We start from the raw sequence: 15,944 nt of genomic DNA, 5'->3' as shown, positions 1-15,944 counted from the left end.
GCCTGGGGGATTTTTGTTTTTAGCTCAGGTAAGACTAAGTGTACTGCTTCGCAATTTCAACGAAAGTACGAATCATCGCACCGGAAGCCCCTTTTTTAGGGCAATAAGGCAAACGGTTGCCTACAGCCCAGCCAGTGCCCGCGATATCGAAGTGCGCCCAAGGAATGCCTTCGCCCACGAACTGCTCAAGGAAGGCGGCTGCTGTTGCAGAACCTGCGCCTTTACCGGAAGAGATATTGGAAAGGTCTGCATAGGTGCCCTTCATGTCTTTTACGTGGAAGTCCGTCAAAGGCATGTTCCAAACCCATTCACCGGATTGAGCAGCGGCTTTTTCAACTTTCGTTTTCAAAGCAGAGTTGCGAGTGAAGTAACCAGTGTGAGTGTTACCCAAGGCGATAACCATCGCACCTGTCAAAGTGGCAGCATCGACGATCACTTGTGGTTCAAGCTCAGTAGCGTAAGAAAGAGCATCCGCCAGGATCAAACGACCTTCCGCATCGGTGTTGTTCACTTCGAATGTTTTGCCATTGCGAGCAGTGTGAACGTCGCCTGGTTTTGTCGCAGAACCGTTGATCAGATTTTCAGTGGATGCCACAAGGCCCACGGCGTTGATTTTCAATTTCAATTTTGCGATCGCAAGCAGGGTGCCGATAACGTTCGCGCCACCGCACATGTCGAACTTCATTTCTTCCATGCCAGCGCCTGGCTTGATAGAAATACCACCGCAGTCAAAGGTCAGACCTTTACCCACGAAGCACACAGGCTTTTTGGAAGCCGCAGCCCCTTTGTATTCCATGATGATGAAGCGTGGCTCTTGATCAGAACCGTTGGAAACGCCCAGAAGGCCGCCCATTTTTTCTTTCTTGATGCGAGCTTTGTCCCAAACAGTCACTTTCAGATTGGCAATGCCTTTGGCACCTTCAACCGCAGAGTCTGCTAGGATCGTCGGAGTCATCAGATTGCCTGGCATGTCCCCCAAGCGGCGGGAGAAGTTCACCACAGAGCCCAGGATTGTGCCTTCATTGAAAGCAGCTTTGACGGCTTTGTCGTTACCCAATTTGGAAGCAACATGCACGTTGATTTCTTTAGTGTCTTTTTTGCCGGACATCAATTCGTTGAAAACGTAAGAAGTCAGGATCAGACCTTCTGCCGTTGCTTTTGCAAAGTCAGCAGCGTCTTTTTTGCCGGAAGCAACGCCATCGAAATGAACAGCGGCTTCAGTCACGTTCAAACCTTTGATTGCTTCATAAGCAGAAGCCATGGATTGGCGAACGGATTCGTGAGTGATTTCGTTTTCTTTGCCAAGACCCACCACGATGATGTGGCGGAAGCCCTTGAAGCTGAATTCACGGAAAACAACCGCTTCTTGGTGTTTGCCTGTGATTGTTTTTTCTTCCAAAGATGGAAGCAAAGCTTTGTGAAGCTCAGAATGAGTCACTTTTGCGAGCTTGTCTTTTTGAGAAGAAGACTTGGAAAACACGACCAAAGCCGGGCAGGTCAATGTGTCGATGTCTTTGTTGAGCAAGTTGAAAGCCATAAAAACCCCTTAAAATTATTCGGTTTTGTTGTGCGTTACTAGATGTAGCACAGCAGTTTTAAGGGTCAAAGGCTTTTTGATAAAGTCCTGCGCCAGTATTCCGATAGGTAGCACAGAATGACACCTCAATCACAACCACAGGAGACAGCAGTGGCACTCATTCCTTACGTCATCGAGCAAACCTCAAAGGGTGAAAGATCCTATGACATCTACTCCCGACTACTTAAAGACCGTATCGTGATTCTGGGTACGGCAGTGACAGACGAGGTGGCCAACGCTATCATCGCACAGTTCCTGTTCCTGGAAGTGGACAACCCTGAAAAGCCGATCCATTTGTATATCAATTCCCCCGGGGGCAGCGTGTCTGCGGGCCTGGCGATCTACGATATTATGCAGTTCGTAAAATGTGACGTGGCGACCTACTGTATGGGGATGGCTGCGAGCATGGGTTCATTGTTGCTGACGGCGGGAACAAAGGGCATGCGTTACAGCCTGCCGAACACTCGCATCATGATCCACCAACCATTGTTGTCCGGTGGCGGTTTGTCCGGTCAGGTCACTGATATCGAGATCCACGCGAAAGAACTAGTTAAGACAAAAGAGAAATTGACTCGTATCTATGAGACACACACTGGCAAAGATTACGAGACCTTGAGAGCAGCTATGGAACGCGATAACTTCATGGATCCATATCAGGCGAAGGAATTCGGATTGCTTGACCATGTGGTTGAATCCCGTAAGGCAAAAAAAGGATAAGAGCAGATGACGACGAAAGATACCAACGGTGCTTTGAGATGCAGTTTCTGTGGCAAGGGCCAAAAAGAGGTCAAGAAATTGATCGCCGGTCCTGGCGTCTACATCTGCGACGAGTGTATTGATCTTTGCAATGACATCATTGACGAGGAAAAAGAAAGAGAGACGGCGGTCAAGGGGACCTTCAAAGTTCCAAAACCAGCCGATATCAAAACTTACCTTGATGATTACGTGATCGGTCAGACACAGGCCAAGAAAACTCTGGCGGTGGCGGTTCACAATCACTACAAGCGTGTGAACGCGATGGCTCAGGGGAAAAAGTCCACTGACGTTGAAATGCAAAAATCCAACATCCTTCTGATCGGTCCGACAGGTTCCGGTAAGACATTGTTGGCTCAGACAATTGCCAAGGTTTTGAATGTGCCATTTGCGATGGCCGATGCGACGACTTTGACGGAAGCCGGTTATGTCGGTGAAGACGTTGAAAACGTGGTGTTGAACCTGCTTCAGGCTTCTGACTATGACGTGGAAAAAGCACAAAAAGGTGTTATCTACGTGGACGAGATCGACAAGATCTCCAGAAAGTCTGAAAACCCATCCATCACGCGTGACGTGAGTGGTGAGGGTGTGCAGCAGGCGTTGCTGAAAATCCTCGAGGGCACCGTGGCGAATCTGCCTCCAAAGGGCGGTCGTAAACATCCTCAGCAGGAATTCATCCAGGTGGACACGACGAACATCCTCTTCATCGTGGGTGGGGCGTTCGTAGGTTTGGATAAGATCATCGAACAAAGAACGACGAACAAAACGATGGGTATCGCGGCGGACATCCGCACGTCCGAAGAAGTGGAAAAGAGCGCCAATCTGCTTTCTAAAGTGGAGCCGGATGACCTTTCCAAGTTCGGTTTGATCCCGGAGTTCATCGGTCGTTTGCCGGCAATCGCAGTTCTGGCGCCATTGGATGAAGAAGCTTTGCTCGACATCCTGGTGCGCCCTAAGAATGCGATCATCAAGCAATACCAGAAGCTGTTCAGCTATGAAGGTGTTGAGTTGAAGTTCACGGACAAAGCTTTGCGTGCGGTGGCTCAGATGGCCCTGAAACGTAAAACCGGCGCCCGTGGTCTGCGTGGTGTGATCGAAACAGCGATGCTGGATGTGATGTACGACATTCCTTCCAAAACAAATGTGAAGGAAGTGGTCATCGATGAAAACGTGATTAATGAAGGAGCTCAGCCGATGCTTGTCTATAAAACGGATGAGGAAATTCAGGCTGAAGAGGAAGCAAAAAAGAAAAGCTCTGCATAGGACAGAGCTTTTTGGAAGAAAAGAAATTCAGAAGCCTCAGGGAAACCTGGGGCTTTTTTTATTGTTCGGAAAGATTCAGATCCTGGCGCACGGCTTCGCCCAGTCGGTGAAAGTCGACGGGTTTACTCAGGAAGCGGGTGGCCCCCAAAGATTCGGCTTTAGTGCGGAATTCAGAGGACTCATAGGCGCTGACCATGTAAAAGGGCATCTGCAAGTGCATTCCATGAACCTCTTTGAGGAGTTCAAAGCCATCCATGCCGGGCATATTGATGTCTGAAAGAATCAGATCCACTTGCTGATTTGCAGGGTTTTTAAGGTAATCCAGGCAATCCTGTGCGTTCAGGAACGATACCAGGTTCAATTCACCCCAATGGGCGAACAACTTCTTGAACTTCAGCTTGTAAAGCAGATGTGTGTCTGCCTCATCGTCGACTATCACAATATGGATCATGAATTCGGTCTCTCGTGTATAAGGGGCAGGGACATGATAAATTCTGTCCATTGCCCGAACTCGCTGTTGTATTTTAAAGTGCCGCCGTGTTTCTGGGCAATATTAAACGCAACAGTCAGTCCGAGTCCAGCCCCTTCACCGGCCGATTTTGTCGTTAGGAATGGATCAAAGATTTTTTCACCCAAAATTGTCGGGATCCCCACACCATTGTCGCGGATGATGATTTCAACAGAATCACCGCGGACGACTGTGGACAATATGAGTTCCGGCTCAAAGTTCTTATTGCTGCGAACTTTCTTTTCCAAGGCATGAATAGAGTTGTCGATAATGTTGGAAAGCGCCCGCAGCAGGGATGCCGTATAGACCGGCACGTGAATGGATTCACCCAGACGGTAAGTGACCTTCGGAGGCACATAGCTGGAGCCCAGCGATCGAGTCGTGATCGTATCCTGATAGGCTTTCTTGACGACTTCGTTCAAATCCGCCGTTTCCAGAACATCACTGTCATAACCCGAAAGAATTTGCATCGAGCGCACGATCTGATCGATGCGTTGGCTGTGTTTTAGGATCACACGGCTGATCTCTCTGATTTCTTCCAGATTTTCAGAGTCCGTCAGAAGTTCGGAGAAGTTCAAAACAAAGTTCAGGGGGTTGCGAATCTCGTGTGCCACGCTGGCCGTCAGGCTTCCCAACGAGGCCAGGCGCTCCTGGGCGACCAAAGTGGCCTGCATGCGCTTGATCTGCAGCATGGCCTTTTCAAGGCTTTCATTCTTGGTCGTCAACTGGCGGGTTCTTTCTGCCACTTTTTGTTCCAAGGCCTGATTCAAACTTTCAAGTTTTTGATTGGCCTCTAATAGCTCAGATCGGAACAGATTGATGGATTCGACCAAAACATCCAGCTCGTCCTGTCCTTTGTGCGGTCGGCGTTTCAGCTCCAGATCTTTGGCGTCACGCCCACGATTCTCACTCAAGTATCCGGCAATATGCTGGATATGAACGACCAGAATGCGGTTGAAGATGAAGTACAGGAACAATACCACGACCGCGGTTTTAGCAGCCTGACGAACGAAGATCCAAATCGCTTCCTGGAAGTATTTTTCACGCAGGCTTTTGACGTCCAACTCGACATCCAACGCACCCAGAACCTCGTTGGTGTTTTTGTGATAGATATCAAAGCGTTTGTGACTTTCTTCGGTCGGATCAGATTTCCCAGTTTCATAGATGGTTTTATTGTCAGCCACCAGGCGCAGATAGCTTACGCCCTGCAAACGCCCCAGACCATCGAGCTGAATTTCGAGAAGTCTAGTGTCATATGACCACAGATGCTCGGCCATGGAATCAAGGTAAGAGTTCTTGATGATGGTAAAATTGTTCTGCAACTTATCAAAATCTCTTTGATAGTCCATGATAAGTTGGAATGCGGTAAGAATCAGTGTCGCAAACGAGCTGACCGCCCAAGTCGCTATAAGGAGCTTGAGGGAAAGCGAGTTGGTGCTTAACCATCTTTTGCTGTCTCTGGGTGTCACATAGCACTTATCGAACCAAATGGACTAAAAGGGTATCAAAATGTTGGGCCCTGGAATTACAATTAGGAAAGATTCTCAATTTCCAACACTTATTAGAATAATTATCGGTTAGCATTAGGTGTGCTTATGATGCCTATTTTAAGGGCAAATTGGACTCGCTGCCAGGACCAGAAGTCATTTTTTCTGCAATATATTTACTTCCCAGCAATCATACACATCGTTAGACTGAGTATAAGAATTTGCTCATGGTTTGAGATGGATCTTTTAACCGAAGCAGATTTGGTTCGGTTCTAAGTAGGAGCGAGCCTGCTCGTTAACCCACAGGGAGGGAGAGGATATGAGCGAGGGAAAAGTACAACAACTACCACTTTTGCCCCTAAGAGACCTCATCATTTTTCCGCATATGATGATGCCTTTGTTTGTCGGTCGTGAAAAGAGCATCAACGCTCTTGAAGAGGCGATGAGCAAACAAACCGACATCGTTTTGGCCGCTCAAAAAGACGCCAAAACCAATAATCCCGAACCCAAAGACATCTTTGCTATCGGTACTGTTGGAACGATCATCCAATTACTTCGTTTGCCTGACGGAACTGTGAAAGTTCTGGTGGAAGGTAAACGTCGTGTAAAGATTAAGAATTTCGTAAACAACGACAACTTCTTCACAGTGGCTGTTGAGGCCCTTGATGAAGATCCTACGAATATCGTTGAAGCGCAGGCCTTGGTTCGCTCCGTTAAAGGAACGTTCGAGACCTACGTGAAACTGAACAAGCGTATCCCACCAGAGATTTTGATGCGTGTTTCCACCATCGAAAACCCAGGGGAGCTTGCGGATATCATCGTCGCTCAATTGAATCTGAAGCTGGAAGACAAGCAAACTGTTTTGGAGATCATAGATCCTTCCAAACGTCTGGAACACCTTCTGAACCTGATGACGGGCGAGATCGAAATCCTTGAAGTCGAAAAGAAGATCCGCACGCGCGTGAAGAAACAGATGGAGCGCTCTCAGAAAGAGTACTATCTGAATGAGCAAATGCAGGCGATCCAGAAGGAACTTGGCGAAAAAGACGACTACCAGGCAGAGCTTCAAGATCTTGAGATCAAAACCAAGAACAAGAAGATGAGCCAGGAAGCCAAAGACAAGGTCATGAAAGAGATTAAAAAGCTCAAAATGATGTCACCGATGTCTGCGGAAGCGACTGTGGTTCGCAACTACATCGACTGGGTTCTGTCTTTGCCATGGGCTGATTACACAGAAGAAAAACATGACATCAAAAATGCTCAGCGCATTCTTGACGAAGACCACTGGGGTCTGGAAAAAGTCAAAGACCGTATCTTGGAATACCTGGCAGTCTTGTCGATCTCCAAAGATATGAAGGGGCCGATCCTTTGTTTGGCAGGTCCTCCAGGGGTGGGTAAAACTTCCTTGGCTAGATCCATCGCGGAATCTTTGAATCGTCCATTTGCGCGTATCTCTTTGGGTGGCGTGCGTGACGAAGCAGAAATTCGCGGTCACAGAAAAACCTACGTGGGTGCGATGCCAGGTAAAATCCTGCAGGCCCTGCGTAAAGTGGATAAAGGCAATCCATTGGTTCTTCTGGATGAAATCGACAAAATGGCCAATGACTTCAGAGGTGACCCGGCTGCTGCGATGCTTGAGGTTTTGGACCCTGAGCAGAACAGCAATTTCCAGGATCACTACCTGGAGCTTGAATATGACCTTTCTAAAGTGATGTTTATCGCGACAGCGAACTCCTTGCACACGATTCCAAGACCTCTATTGGATCGTATGGAGATCATCAACCTTGAAGGTTATATCGAGCAGGAAAAATTCCACATTGCGAAGAACTACCTGGTTCCGAAGCAGTTGGAAAACCACGGCTTGAAAGACTATAAAGTCACCATCAAGGATGACACCATCCGCGATGTGATCCGCTACTACACTCGTGAAGCGGGCGTTCGTAACCTGGAAAGACAGTTTGCCAACGTGGCTCGTAAGGTCGCCAAAGACATCGTGATGAACGAAACTTTGGAAACATTCAAAGCCGAAGCTAAAACAGATAAAAAAGCTGTGGCTGCCAAAAAAGGCGGCAAAACAGCGAAGACCTCCACGAAGAAGAACGAAGGCTATGTGGTTACTCCGCAGAAACTGGTCGAGCTTCTGGGGCCGCACAAGTACAAGTTCGGTATGATCGAGACTGAAAACGAAATCGGTCTGACGAACGGTATGGCTTGGACGGAAGTGGGTGGTGACCTTCTGGCAGTCGAGGTGAGCGTGGTGCCTGGTAAAGGCAAGTTCACTGTGACCGGTCAGCTGGGTGATGTGATGAAAGAATCCTGTGCGGCGGCGATGAGCTATGTTCGATCCAGAGGTCCTTTGTTCGGTTTGGACAAAGAATATTTCTCGAATATAGATGTGCACATCCACTTGCCAGAGGGTGCAGTTCCTAAGGACGGTCCTTCTGCAGGTATCGCACTGACGACTTCCATCGTATCAGCGATCATGAAAGTCCCTGTGAAGCGCACAGTGGCGATGACGGGTGAAGTTTCATTGCGTGGACGTGTGATGGCCATCGGTGGTCTGAAAGAGAAGATCCTTGCTGCTCACCGCGGTGGCATCAAGCTGATCATCTGCCCTAAGGAGAACGAAAAAGATCTTAAGGACATCCCTAAGGATGTGATGAAGGATCTGAAGGTGATCCTGGTGGACCATGTGGATCAGGTTCTGATCAATGCTCTGGACATCAAGTCTCCAAAAGAATTGTTCAAGATTCAAAAGGAGCGCGAGTTCGGAATCAAAGCTCAGTACACGGGTCAGTCGGTACACCACCACTAAGAGTGGTTGGAAATTAGAGATTGGAAATTTGACGAGAGTCGAATGCAAAAGGCCGGTAGAAATATCGGCCTTTTGCATTTGAAGTAACTGTAGGTTTAGCGTTTGTCGATCAGGTCGCGCAGGTCTTTGGCGTTGATGTTGCGTTTGCAGTACAGGGATTTAGCGTTTTTGTAGCCTTGATAATCAACGGCATTGCGGCTGGTGTAGGGGACAGAGCCGTATTCCTGCAAAGAGGTCATGCCGCGCCGATATTGGACGGTTTGAATGTCGCGATAGTTGCTGTCTAATACCGAGAGAATAAATCCATCGCCGTCCCTTTTCATATCCACCACCAGCCAGGCGTGGGCCATGATGCCTTCGATTTGCAGCATTTGATAGGCCACCCGACCGTTGCGCACTTCGCTGTAAAGATTGTTCATCATGCTTTCAAGCTGCTGGGCCGGCACGGAATGCTTCCCTGTGACTCCACGAACCCAACCAAACAGAATGCCACCATCGACGATTTGGCCGGCGTTCAGCTCAGTCTGAATTTGATCTCGGTGAACGGCAGAAAACTCTTCCAGATTTCTAAACCCTGGGATATCAACCACACCCCGGTTGGCAGAAATGTCCTTGATAATCTGAAGGGCTTCCGAGCGTGTGGGGCGAGGCAGCTCCGGGCGATAGATTGCCAGATACGTGGCGTTTCGTGTGAACATCGAGTGCCACCAGCACACGCCCTGATCGCCGATGCCCCCTTGATTTACAAAGGCCAGATGATTCTCTGTCTTCATCAAAAGGTCTTTATAGTCTTGGCTGTTCATCGCACAGTATTCTTTTTTGGAGGTGGGCGCTTCTTTGGCCTCCGTTGGGGAAGCCCAAAGACTGGAAACTGTGAGAAGGGCAGATGTGATACGTGCGATATTCTGTAATCTCATGGAACACTCCTTACTAGTTGAATTCGGCTGTGTAGGGAGCAAATCAGATGCCGTCATAAAAATGAAAAAGCCCTCACTCTGTTTGAGGAGGGCTTTGCAGGGCTGTCGATATTCTGGTCAGGGACTATTTAGGCCGGGTCACACAGCGGAAGCCGATGTTGTTCATTTTCAGATTCCACGACGCTGGGGCTTGCAGATCATCAGCCGTGATGTCGCCGATGTTCGCGGCAAAGATGCCCGTCACTCCTTTGGAGTGGATGCAGACGGCGCCTCCACGAATGACTTTTCCGGTGCTGCCCCCGAACAGATTCCCCATGTAGGTGTCTTTCTTTCCGGCGTCGGTCATGCCGGTGAAATCAAAGAGCTGCTGGGAGCCAGGTTTTACGTCCCAATTGTTGTTGTGATACCGACGGCCGTAGTGGCTGGAAAGATCCGGCGTGTACGAGCTTCCATAGATCGTGTCACTGACCCATTCCCAGGCATTGCCACCGAAATCCCAGATGATCGCGCCGCTATTTAGGACAAACGTTCTGCGCTCTTCGCCTTTTTTCTTGCCGGTGCCATCGTAAGGATTGGTGACGTCCTTGACTTCAACTGGCTCGGTCCAGCCGGAGTAGAATCCTGTGTAAAGTGTGTTGTTCTTTTTGTGATCGACCCAGTTTTCTGCGTTGTCATAGATTTCCAGGGCCGCCGCATTCCACTCGGCATTGGTAGGCAAGCGGTAATCGGCTCCTAAAGCAGCACAAGCTTCTTGTGCGGTGGCTTTGTTTGCCAACCAGGGCCTTCCGGCGGCTTGGGAAACGGCTTTGCCAGAGACCTTTTTCATCTCAAACTTCGCGATACAATAGGCCTCTGTTTTTACGACGGAGTTTGCCGCAACTTTTTCATACCCATCTGGACAAACCCCAATGGGCTCTGGAGTTGGCTCTGGAGTTGGCTCTGGAGTTGGCTCTGGAGTTGGCTCTGGAGTTGGTGTCGGCGCCGGCTCCTCCGGTGTCGGAGCAGGAGCGGGCTCTTCCGGAACTGGCTGCGGAGTCGGCGTTGGACTTGGAGCAGGCTCTTCGGGCGTAGGTGTTGGAGCCGGAGTAGGAGCCGGTGTCGGCGCTGGTGCTGGTTCTTCCGGCGTGGGTTGTGGAGTAGGTCCTGGCTCTTCTGGCGCGGGAACAGGTTGTGGTGGCGCTGGAATCGGTGCTGGCGTTGGTTCCTCGGGCATAGGAGTAGGAGTCGGTTCTTCCGGCGCAGGAGCAGGAGCAGGCTGTTCCGGAGTTGGCTCCGGACTAGGTGACTCTGTCGGTGGTGTTGTTTGGGGAGGGTTTTCCGAGGACTGATTGTCTGGCGAGGTTTTCTTTCCCGAAGAAGACTGGGAGCAAGAAGCTAAGAATGTCGTTAAAGCCAGGCAAAGCAAACACACGCGCAGTTTCGGCATTTCGGAGTCCTCACAAGTTGTGGTTTTATATAATCTTCACTGATTTTTGACCTACTTTGGAAAATTCCTTATGTTAAAAGTAAGAACTCGTCTTTGGGCCTCTTTTGTTATAACCCAACCCAGTCATTGGCCGAGAACCAGCTAGGAAGAAAGTATGAGAGAAAATTCGCAAGATCCGGCCCCGCCGATTGAAGTTTCAAAAGATGATCTGAGTGATGCGGCTTTGCGTGGGGTGATAGAAAACTTCATTCAGCGCGAAGGCACCGACTACGGCGTGAATGAAGTGGCCCATGAAACCAAGGTGCAACAGCTGCAAAAGCAGATTGAAAAAGGCCATGTCCGCATTGTTTTTGATCCCAATACAGAATCTGTCACGCTGATGACCGAACAAGAATGGAAGCGCTTCCAGAAGGCCGGAAAACCGCTCTCCTAGCGTTTTTTTCGTCTCTCACACCGCAGAATAATCACTTTGTGTTGCGGGCGCTCATTACATTCCTGAAATCAATTCTCAGTATGCCTATTTTGTGAGCAACCGTCCGCGTCTTGCATTGACGTATTCCTGACAATCTGTAAAAACCTGTCCCCTGCGAGTAATTTGTTTTTTGTTTTGGAGTTTTAGGAACTTATGAACCCAACTGATCGTGCTTTCGAGCTCGGCAAGCTTTATTACGACCGAGGAGAGTTCACGCCTGCCGTGGACAATCTTCAGGAAGCGACAAAAGCTTTCTTTGCCGAGAAGAATTTCTCTCAATACTTGAAGTGCATCAATCTGCTTCTGCGCATCTATGCTGAGCGCGAGCAATTTGAAGAAATCAACCTGGCCAAAGAAAAGCTTCAGGATCTGGTTCTTAAAGAGGGCTTTGAGCTTAATTCCAAAACTTACTACACACTCGCAGTTTGTGCCTCCTACAAAGGCCAGATCGACACCGCTATGGACTATCTCCAAAAGGCCCTGGCGATCGCTCTTGCATCCGACAACAAAGAAGATATCTGTCACGCGATTTTTGGTTTGGCGATGTGCTATTCACATCCGTCCTCTGCGCGCTATTCCGATGCTTTGAAAGAGATCTACAATCTTCAGGTCTTCTTCCAGGTTTACCAGATGCCGGATCTTCAGGCGTCTTCTTTGTTCCTGAATGCCGACATCTTGAAGCAGATGAAAAAGTATGACGAAGCCATCGAGGTTTTGTGGAAGGCTTACGACATCGTTCGTGAGACTCGCAACGTGGTTATGTCCAACTACCTGATGGGTGCCTTGGCCGACACGTACTTTGAAATCGGCGACAAGGACATGGCTCGCACATACATCACTTTGGCGCAAAGATCTGTTGATGGTGAAAACCACAAACGTCTGGCACGCATGGTGAAAAATCTTGCCGAAAAAATCGGCGGCGAGACTCAAACTAATTTTGACCTCATATTTGATGAGGCCAATCACTCGGTTATCGAGAAGAAACTGGGTCGAATTGACTTCAAAAACCAGTTTATCCTTTTGGATTTGCTGCGTTTGTTCGTACAAAATCAGGGGCAGATCTATTCCAAGGAATTCTTGGTTGAGAATGTGTGGAAGCAGCCGTATGATCCTGCCATCCACGACAATAAGATTTACGTGACCATCAAACGTCTGCGTAAGCTGATTGAACCGGATTATGAAAAGCCTAAGTATATCTTTAGAGCCAAAAATGGATATTACATGAATAAAGCGGCTCGAGTTCATTTCGAGCACTAGGGGGGATTCATGTTGAGCAAAATTTTGATCGCAACTTTGGTGACTTTATCCAGCATGGCTTACTCTGTAGGGGCTCATGCCAAAGTCGAAGAACATATCATGCCAGCCAGTGACGACCGTTGGGTTCCATGGCCGTTCCACTTGGCACAGCCATTCCCATGGCAAGACATCCAGGGTATCTGGAAAGTCGAGCAAGGGGACTACGTTTCCTACTTCGCCTTGAAGGTGGTTCGTCAGAAGTCCACGGGTGTTCGTCAGCTTCAGGTGAAGCAGTTTGACGGTGAAACCTGCAAAGTCCTGGCGACAGGGGTGGGCCATGAGAATCATTTGAAGGTTTTGGCGCAAATGACCAGCAAGGGTGGGGCTATTTACCGCGTTCAAATGACGGCCATCAGCCAAAAAGATTCCCCGGTACCGCCGCTGCAGGGCATGCCTATGGACGAAGTTATGGTCCTTTCCATCGGCACTTTGGAGCGTGGGGGTACGGATGAAATGGTTCACATGCAAACTGTGAAGATTTCAGCCACCTTGAGCCAAAGAATCTGCATCGAGGACATAAAAAAATAGCATTTTATTAAAAAAGATATTGCTTAAGGGACGGACCATTGCTAGAAATGGTCCTCTCAAGACGATAGGGAATTAGCTCAGTTGGTAGAGCGCCACCCTTACAAGGTGGATGTCGTCGGTTCGAATCCGGCATTCCCTACCAAACTTCTTCTAGGAAGTTTAAATCAACCACCCTCGAGGTGGTTTTTTTATTTGTCCTTCTTCCTCCATCAAAATTGAAACGGCGCCTTATGGCTGCGTTCTATTTCCTCTGATGGTCGGCTTCTGCGGACCAGATATCCAAATAAATCTTTACCATTTTATCTATATCCACCTTTTTAAGAAGGGCGGCATATTGAGTTTCAATTTCTTTCTTCTTACTCATCAGCTTGGATTTTTTGGCAATAGCAAAATAGATTTCTCTTTCGGGGAAGAGGGTGTCCATATATGAAATCACTTTGGACTTCTTGATATAGCACAGCCCTGCATTTAGGCCGTAGACAGTGTATTGAACTCGGTTCGCCTCTAATAGTTTAAAAACAGATTCGATATCGGGGACTTCATACAGTTTCTTTTTGTAGTTGATATTCTTTTCGGCCAGATAGTCTTTAAATAACCCGATTCCTGCATCACCAATTAAACCTGCTCCGGGTCTGTCATAAAGATCCTGAATTGATTTTTCCCGCATCTTTACGAAAAAAAATAACAACCTTGTCCTTCAAATAAGGAGGCTCAAGATAATCGAGATAGGCCAGTCTTTCATTTGTCTTGTGCTGCCCGATTAAAAAATCAACGTGGCCGTCTTCTGCCAACTTCTGAACCCGTTTCCAGGGGCCTGAATAACTGACCCTTTAGTCGAACTTCAAGCTTTTGAATAGCTGATGAGCCAGGTCTACCCCCACGCCCTCTAAGGCGGTAGCGCTTTTCTGCCACGATACGGGCGGATATGACGGGCTGCCTGTGATCCTATACGGCTGAGCATAGGCATTTATGCTTAAGCAGAGACAAAGAAAGCACAGGGTTTTGATCATAAGTTAATTTATGTTCAGAACCCTACAGAGGCTATCTAAATTAGCTCTTTGTGATTTTTATGGATTTCCAGTTTGGTGTTTAACACCTGACTTTATTTCTCGCGACAAGTGATCGTCGTGCTGCGACCTTGCAAGTTGACTTTAAACGACTTGCCGCTGGTTGAATTCAGCATGGTTGAGGCATTCGCAGTCAGATCGTCATTGATGTGAGAGTTAAAGTAGGCATACTGATTCCAGACTTTACGACTTGGCATCCACGAACCTGCGGTGGCGGGCTTGAAGACGCGAAGGCCTGTGATGGTTTGGGCGATCTCTTTCTCTGCATCTACTTTGTACAGACCTCTCACGCCATAGTTGTTGGCCACCGCCACCAATTCTGCATAGCCATCGCCGTTCACGTCGGCCACCACTGGATATTCACGTAAAGTACCTGAAGGGTTGATGGTTGACCAAACAACTTTCAGGTCGCCGGATTTGTCCATTTCGTAGATACGCAGGAATTGTTCGTCGCCATAGATGATTTCCGGTTTGCCATCGCCATTGAAGTCGAAAGAGGTGATGCCCGTAACCAAAGAGCTGCAGTCCTGGGTCACGCTTCCAGCGATTTTATTTCCATAGTTATCAAAGATAGTCAGTGATTTCCCTGTCGCAATGGCGATCTCCAAAGTGTCTGACTTACCATCAAAATCGCCAATCGAAGCCTGGCCGCCGCCAATAACGGGTCGCTTTTGGGCGTCCAGCCTACAGATAAGATCAGAATGTTCTGCCAATGCTTTGTCAGAAAGGATTTCTCCGGTAAGACCATTATAGATCGTCAGATAGCCACCACCCGTGACAACGACTTCAAGCTCTGCTGTTTCTGGCATCAAATCAGCGGAAGCCGGGGTGCCCGTGCGTTTGAAGGACCAAAGCTTTTTGCCTGTTTCGTCGTATACAGCGGTGTTGCTCACGATATAAGGTGCACTGCCTTTTATTGTGCTCAGGCTGGTTGCATAGGTGTCACAGGAAGTTGTCTGCTCATCCAAACGGAAAGAGACAGAGGGTTTTTTCGAGGCATCTTCAGAGACAATATAGTTACCGGCAATGATTGAAGATCCGGCCGGATTCGAAAATTGAGCTCCGGCAAAACCACCTTTGCATCCACCCAGCGCCGTCGGCAAAGCCAGAGTCCAGCGCAGAGAACCATCATTGTTAAGGGCAACCATGGAGTTCTTCTTCTGTTGAAGATAGAAAATCTCAGGACGGCCGTCGCGATCAATATCCAATAGCAGAGGGGATGTCGAAGCATAAGGGCGAATACTGTCCTCTGAAGCGCTCCATTTGGTTTCACCTGTGCGACCGTTGATCACACGCAAGATGCCGTCGCTTTCATAGGCTCCATCTTTAAATGTGACGAATAGAATTTCTGGAGTGCCGTCGCCATCCAGATCTCCCACAACAGGAGCAGCCATGACTTGTTTGTATTCCGGAAGCAAACTGGCTTCGGGGTCCCACGCATAGTCCAGAGTGGGTTTGACTTCTTCTGTGATCATCTCGCGGCAGATGGGTGCTTCGGGAATTCCGGCTGACTCCAGGGAGGCCATGTCGGCGAACTGAACCTGTTGTGGCGCACAGTTTTGAAAGGTGGTGACCAGAGTGATTGAGCCCAGAATGAAAGCACCATTTTTAAACTTCATTGATTCCCCCGTAATGTTCGTTAAGCAACCTGGGTGCCAGGTTATAAGCATCTGAGTGCATAGGAGCGTCGCTTCTGTTTACATTGTCTAAGGGCTGGTCCTGTTTTAAGAACTACAAGCAATATCAAAAGCTTAAATATGCAGTGAGGAAGAAATGTTGGGAATCCTTTTACAGGACCCCGGCGGATGTCTTGGCTTGAGACAAAATTGAGGCCTC

Annotated in this window: 13 protein-coding genes and 1 tRNA gene; 7 read left to right on the top strand and 7 right to left on the bottom strand. The window is 48.5% G+C overall.

The features are described from left to right. Nucleotides 1-34 precede the first annotated feature (34 nt). Nucleotides 35-1,537, bottom strand: coding sequence for a leucyl aminopeptidase (locus tag ACZ50P_RS16485; protein ID WP_464132433.1), 1,503 nt, complete (start codon nucleotides 1,535-1,537; stop codon nucleotides 35-37). Between the two features lie 117 nt (nucleotides 1,538-1,654). Between ACZ50P_RS16485 and ACZ50P_RS16480 the strand changes: the two genes are divergently transcribed. Next, nucleotides 1,655-2,293, top strand: a complete 639-nt coding sequence (locus ACZ50P_RS16480) for an ATP-dependent Clp protease proteolytic subunit (protein WP_464118871.1) — start codon at nucleotides 1,655-1,657, stop codon at nucleotides 2,291-2,293. Between the two features lie 6 nt (nucleotides 2,294-2,299). Then, a complete protein-coding gene (gene clpX, locus ACZ50P_RS16475) occupies nucleotides 2,300-3,592 on the top strand; it encodes an ATP-dependent Clp protease ATP-binding subunit ClpX (RefSeq protein ID WP_464118870.1) in 1,293 nt (430 codons plus the stop codon). A 58-nt stretch (nucleotides 3,593-3,650) separates the two neighbouring features. Here the strand turns inward: clpX and ACZ50P_RS16470 are convergent, their stop codons facing one another. Next, complete coding sequence (locus tag ACZ50P_RS16470) at nucleotides 3,651-4,043, bottom strand: response regulator (RefSeq protein WP_464118869.1); 393 nt, start codon at nucleotides 4,041-4,043, stop codon at nucleotides 3,651-3,653. Beyond that, entirely contained in the window at nucleotides 4,040-5,569 is a 1,530-nt protein-coding gene (locus tag ACZ50P_RS16465) for a sensor histidine kinase (protein ID WP_464118868.1), read from the bottom strand. The genes ACZ50P_RS16470 and ACZ50P_RS16465 overlap by 4 nt, the downstream gene beginning before the upstream one ends. Nucleotides 5,570-5,906: 337 nt before the next feature. On the opposite strand from ACZ50P_RS16465, the gene lon reads away from it, so the two are divergent. After that, nucleotides 5,907-8,402 (top strand): endopeptidase La, encoded by a 2,496-nt coding sequence (gene lon, locus ACZ50P_RS16460; RefSeq protein WP_464132432.1) that lies wholly within the window; start codon nucleotides 5,907-5,909, stop codon nucleotides 8,400-8,402. Nucleotides 8,403-8,497: 95 nt separating this feature from the next. On the opposite strand, the gene ACZ50P_RS16455 is transcribed toward lon, so the two are convergent. Further along, nucleotides 8,498-9,319, bottom strand: a complete 822-nt coding sequence (locus tag ACZ50P_RS16455; RefSeq protein ID WP_464132430.1) for a hypothetical protein — start codon at nucleotides 9,317-9,319, stop codon at nucleotides 8,498-8,500. A 124-nt stretch (nucleotides 9,320-9,443) separates the two neighbouring features. After that, the gene (locus ACZ50P_RS16450) at nucleotides 9,444-10,745 is read right to left on the bottom strand and encodes an SUMF1/EgtB/PvdO family nonheme iron enzyme (protein WP_464132428.1); all 1,302 of its coding nucleotides are present in this window, start codon (nucleotides 10,743-10,745) and stop codon (nucleotides 9,444-9,446) included. A gap of 154 nt (nucleotides 10,746-10,899) precedes the next feature. Between ACZ50P_RS16450 and ACZ50P_RS16445 the strand changes: the two genes are divergently transcribed. From ACZ50P_RS16445 to ACZ50P_RS16430, 4 genes are all read left to right on the top strand, one after another. Then, on the top strand, nucleotides 10,900-11,178 hold the full coding sequence (locus ACZ50P_RS16445; protein ID WP_464118864.1) for a YheU family protein: 279 nt from the start codon (nucleotides 10,900-10,902) through the stop codon (nucleotides 11,176-11,178). A 192-nt stretch (nucleotides 11,179-11,370) separates the two neighbouring features. Next, nucleotides 11,371-12,474, top strand: coding sequence for a winged helix-turn-helix domain-containing protein (locus ACZ50P_RS16440; RefSeq protein WP_464118863.1), 1,104 nt, complete (start codon nucleotides 11,371-11,373; stop codon nucleotides 12,472-12,474). Nucleotides 12,475-12,483: 9 nt separating this feature from the next. Beyond that, a complete protein-coding gene (locus ACZ50P_RS16435; RefSeq protein WP_464132426.1) occupies nucleotides 12,484-13,041 on the top strand; it encodes a hypothetical protein in 558 nt (185 codons plus the stop codon). 66 nt (nucleotides 13,042-13,107) lie between these two features. Further along, nucleotides 13,108-13,183: transfer RNA gene (locus tag ACZ50P_RS16430), tRNA-Val, on the top strand. A 99-nt stretch (nucleotides 13,184-13,282) separates the two neighbouring features. Here ACZ50P_RS16430 and ACZ50P_RS16425 read toward each other — a convergent pair. Together ACZ50P_RS16425 and ACZ50P_RS16420 are read right to left on the bottom strand one after the other, a co-directional pair. Continuing rightward, nucleotides 13,283-13,729 carry a hypothetical protein gene (locus ACZ50P_RS16425; protein WP_464132424.1) on the bottom strand — a complete coding sequence of 149 codons (447 nt, stop codon included), beginning with the start codon at nucleotides 13,727-13,729 and terminating at the stop codon, nucleotides 13,283-13,285. A gap of 414 nt (nucleotides 13,730-14,143) precedes the next feature. Then, the gene (locus ACZ50P_RS16420; RefSeq protein WP_464132422.1) at nucleotides 14,144-15,727 is read right to left on the bottom strand and encodes an FG-GAP-like repeat-containing protein; all 1,584 of its coding nucleotides are present in this window, start codon (nucleotides 15,725-15,727) and stop codon (nucleotides 14,144-14,146) included. Between the last annotated feature and the right edge of the window lie 217 nt (nucleotides 15,728-15,944).

Source organism: Bdellovibrio sp. CKG001 (assembly GCF_055397465.1).
Note: the sequence above shows the minus strand (reverse complement) of the source record. Positions and strands in the feature narration are given on the sequence as shown.

Coding starts and splice junctions, on each gene's coding strand:
- ACZ50P_RS16450 (WP_464132428.1), bottom strand. CDS start 10,745: ATGCCGAAACTGCGCGTGTGTTTGCTTTGCCTGGCTTTAACGACATTC.
- ACZ50P_RS16480 (WP_464118871.1), top strand. CDS start 1,655: ATGACACCTCAATCACAACCACAGGAGACAGCAGTGGCACTCATTCCT.
- ACZ50P_RS16445 (WP_464118864.1), top strand. CDS start 10,900: ATGAGAGAAAATTCGCAAGATCCGGCCCCGCCGATTGAAGTTTCAAAA.
- ACZ50P_RS16485 (WP_464132433.1), bottom strand. CDS start 1,537: ATGGCTTTCAACTTGCTCAACAAAGACATCGACACATTGACCTGCCCG.
- ACZ50P_RS16455 (WP_464132430.1), bottom strand. CDS start 9,319: ATGAGATTACAGAATATCGCACGTATCACATCTGCCCTTCTCACAGTT.
- ACZ50P_RS16420 (WP_464132422.1), bottom strand. CDS start 15,727: ATGAAGTTTAAAAATGGTGCTTTCATTCTGGGCTCAATCACTCTGGTC.
- clpX (WP_464118870.1), top strand. CDS start 2,300: ATGACGACGAAAGATACCAACGGTGCTTTGAGATGCAGTTTCTGTGGC.
- ACZ50P_RS16470 (WP_464118869.1), bottom strand. CDS start 4,043: ATGATCCATATTGTGATAGTCGACGATGAGGCAGACACACATCTGCTT.
- ACZ50P_RS16435 (WP_464132426.1), top strand. CDS start 12,484: ATGTTGAGCAAAATTTTGATCGCAACTTTGGTGACTTTATCCAGCATG.
- ACZ50P_RS16440 (WP_464118863.1), top strand. CDS start 11,371: ATGAACCCAACTGATCGTGCTTTCGAGCTCGGCAAGCTTTATTACGAC.
- lon (WP_464132432.1), top strand. CDS start 5,907: ATGAGCGAGGGAAAAGTACAACAACTACCACTTTTGCCCCTAAGAGAC.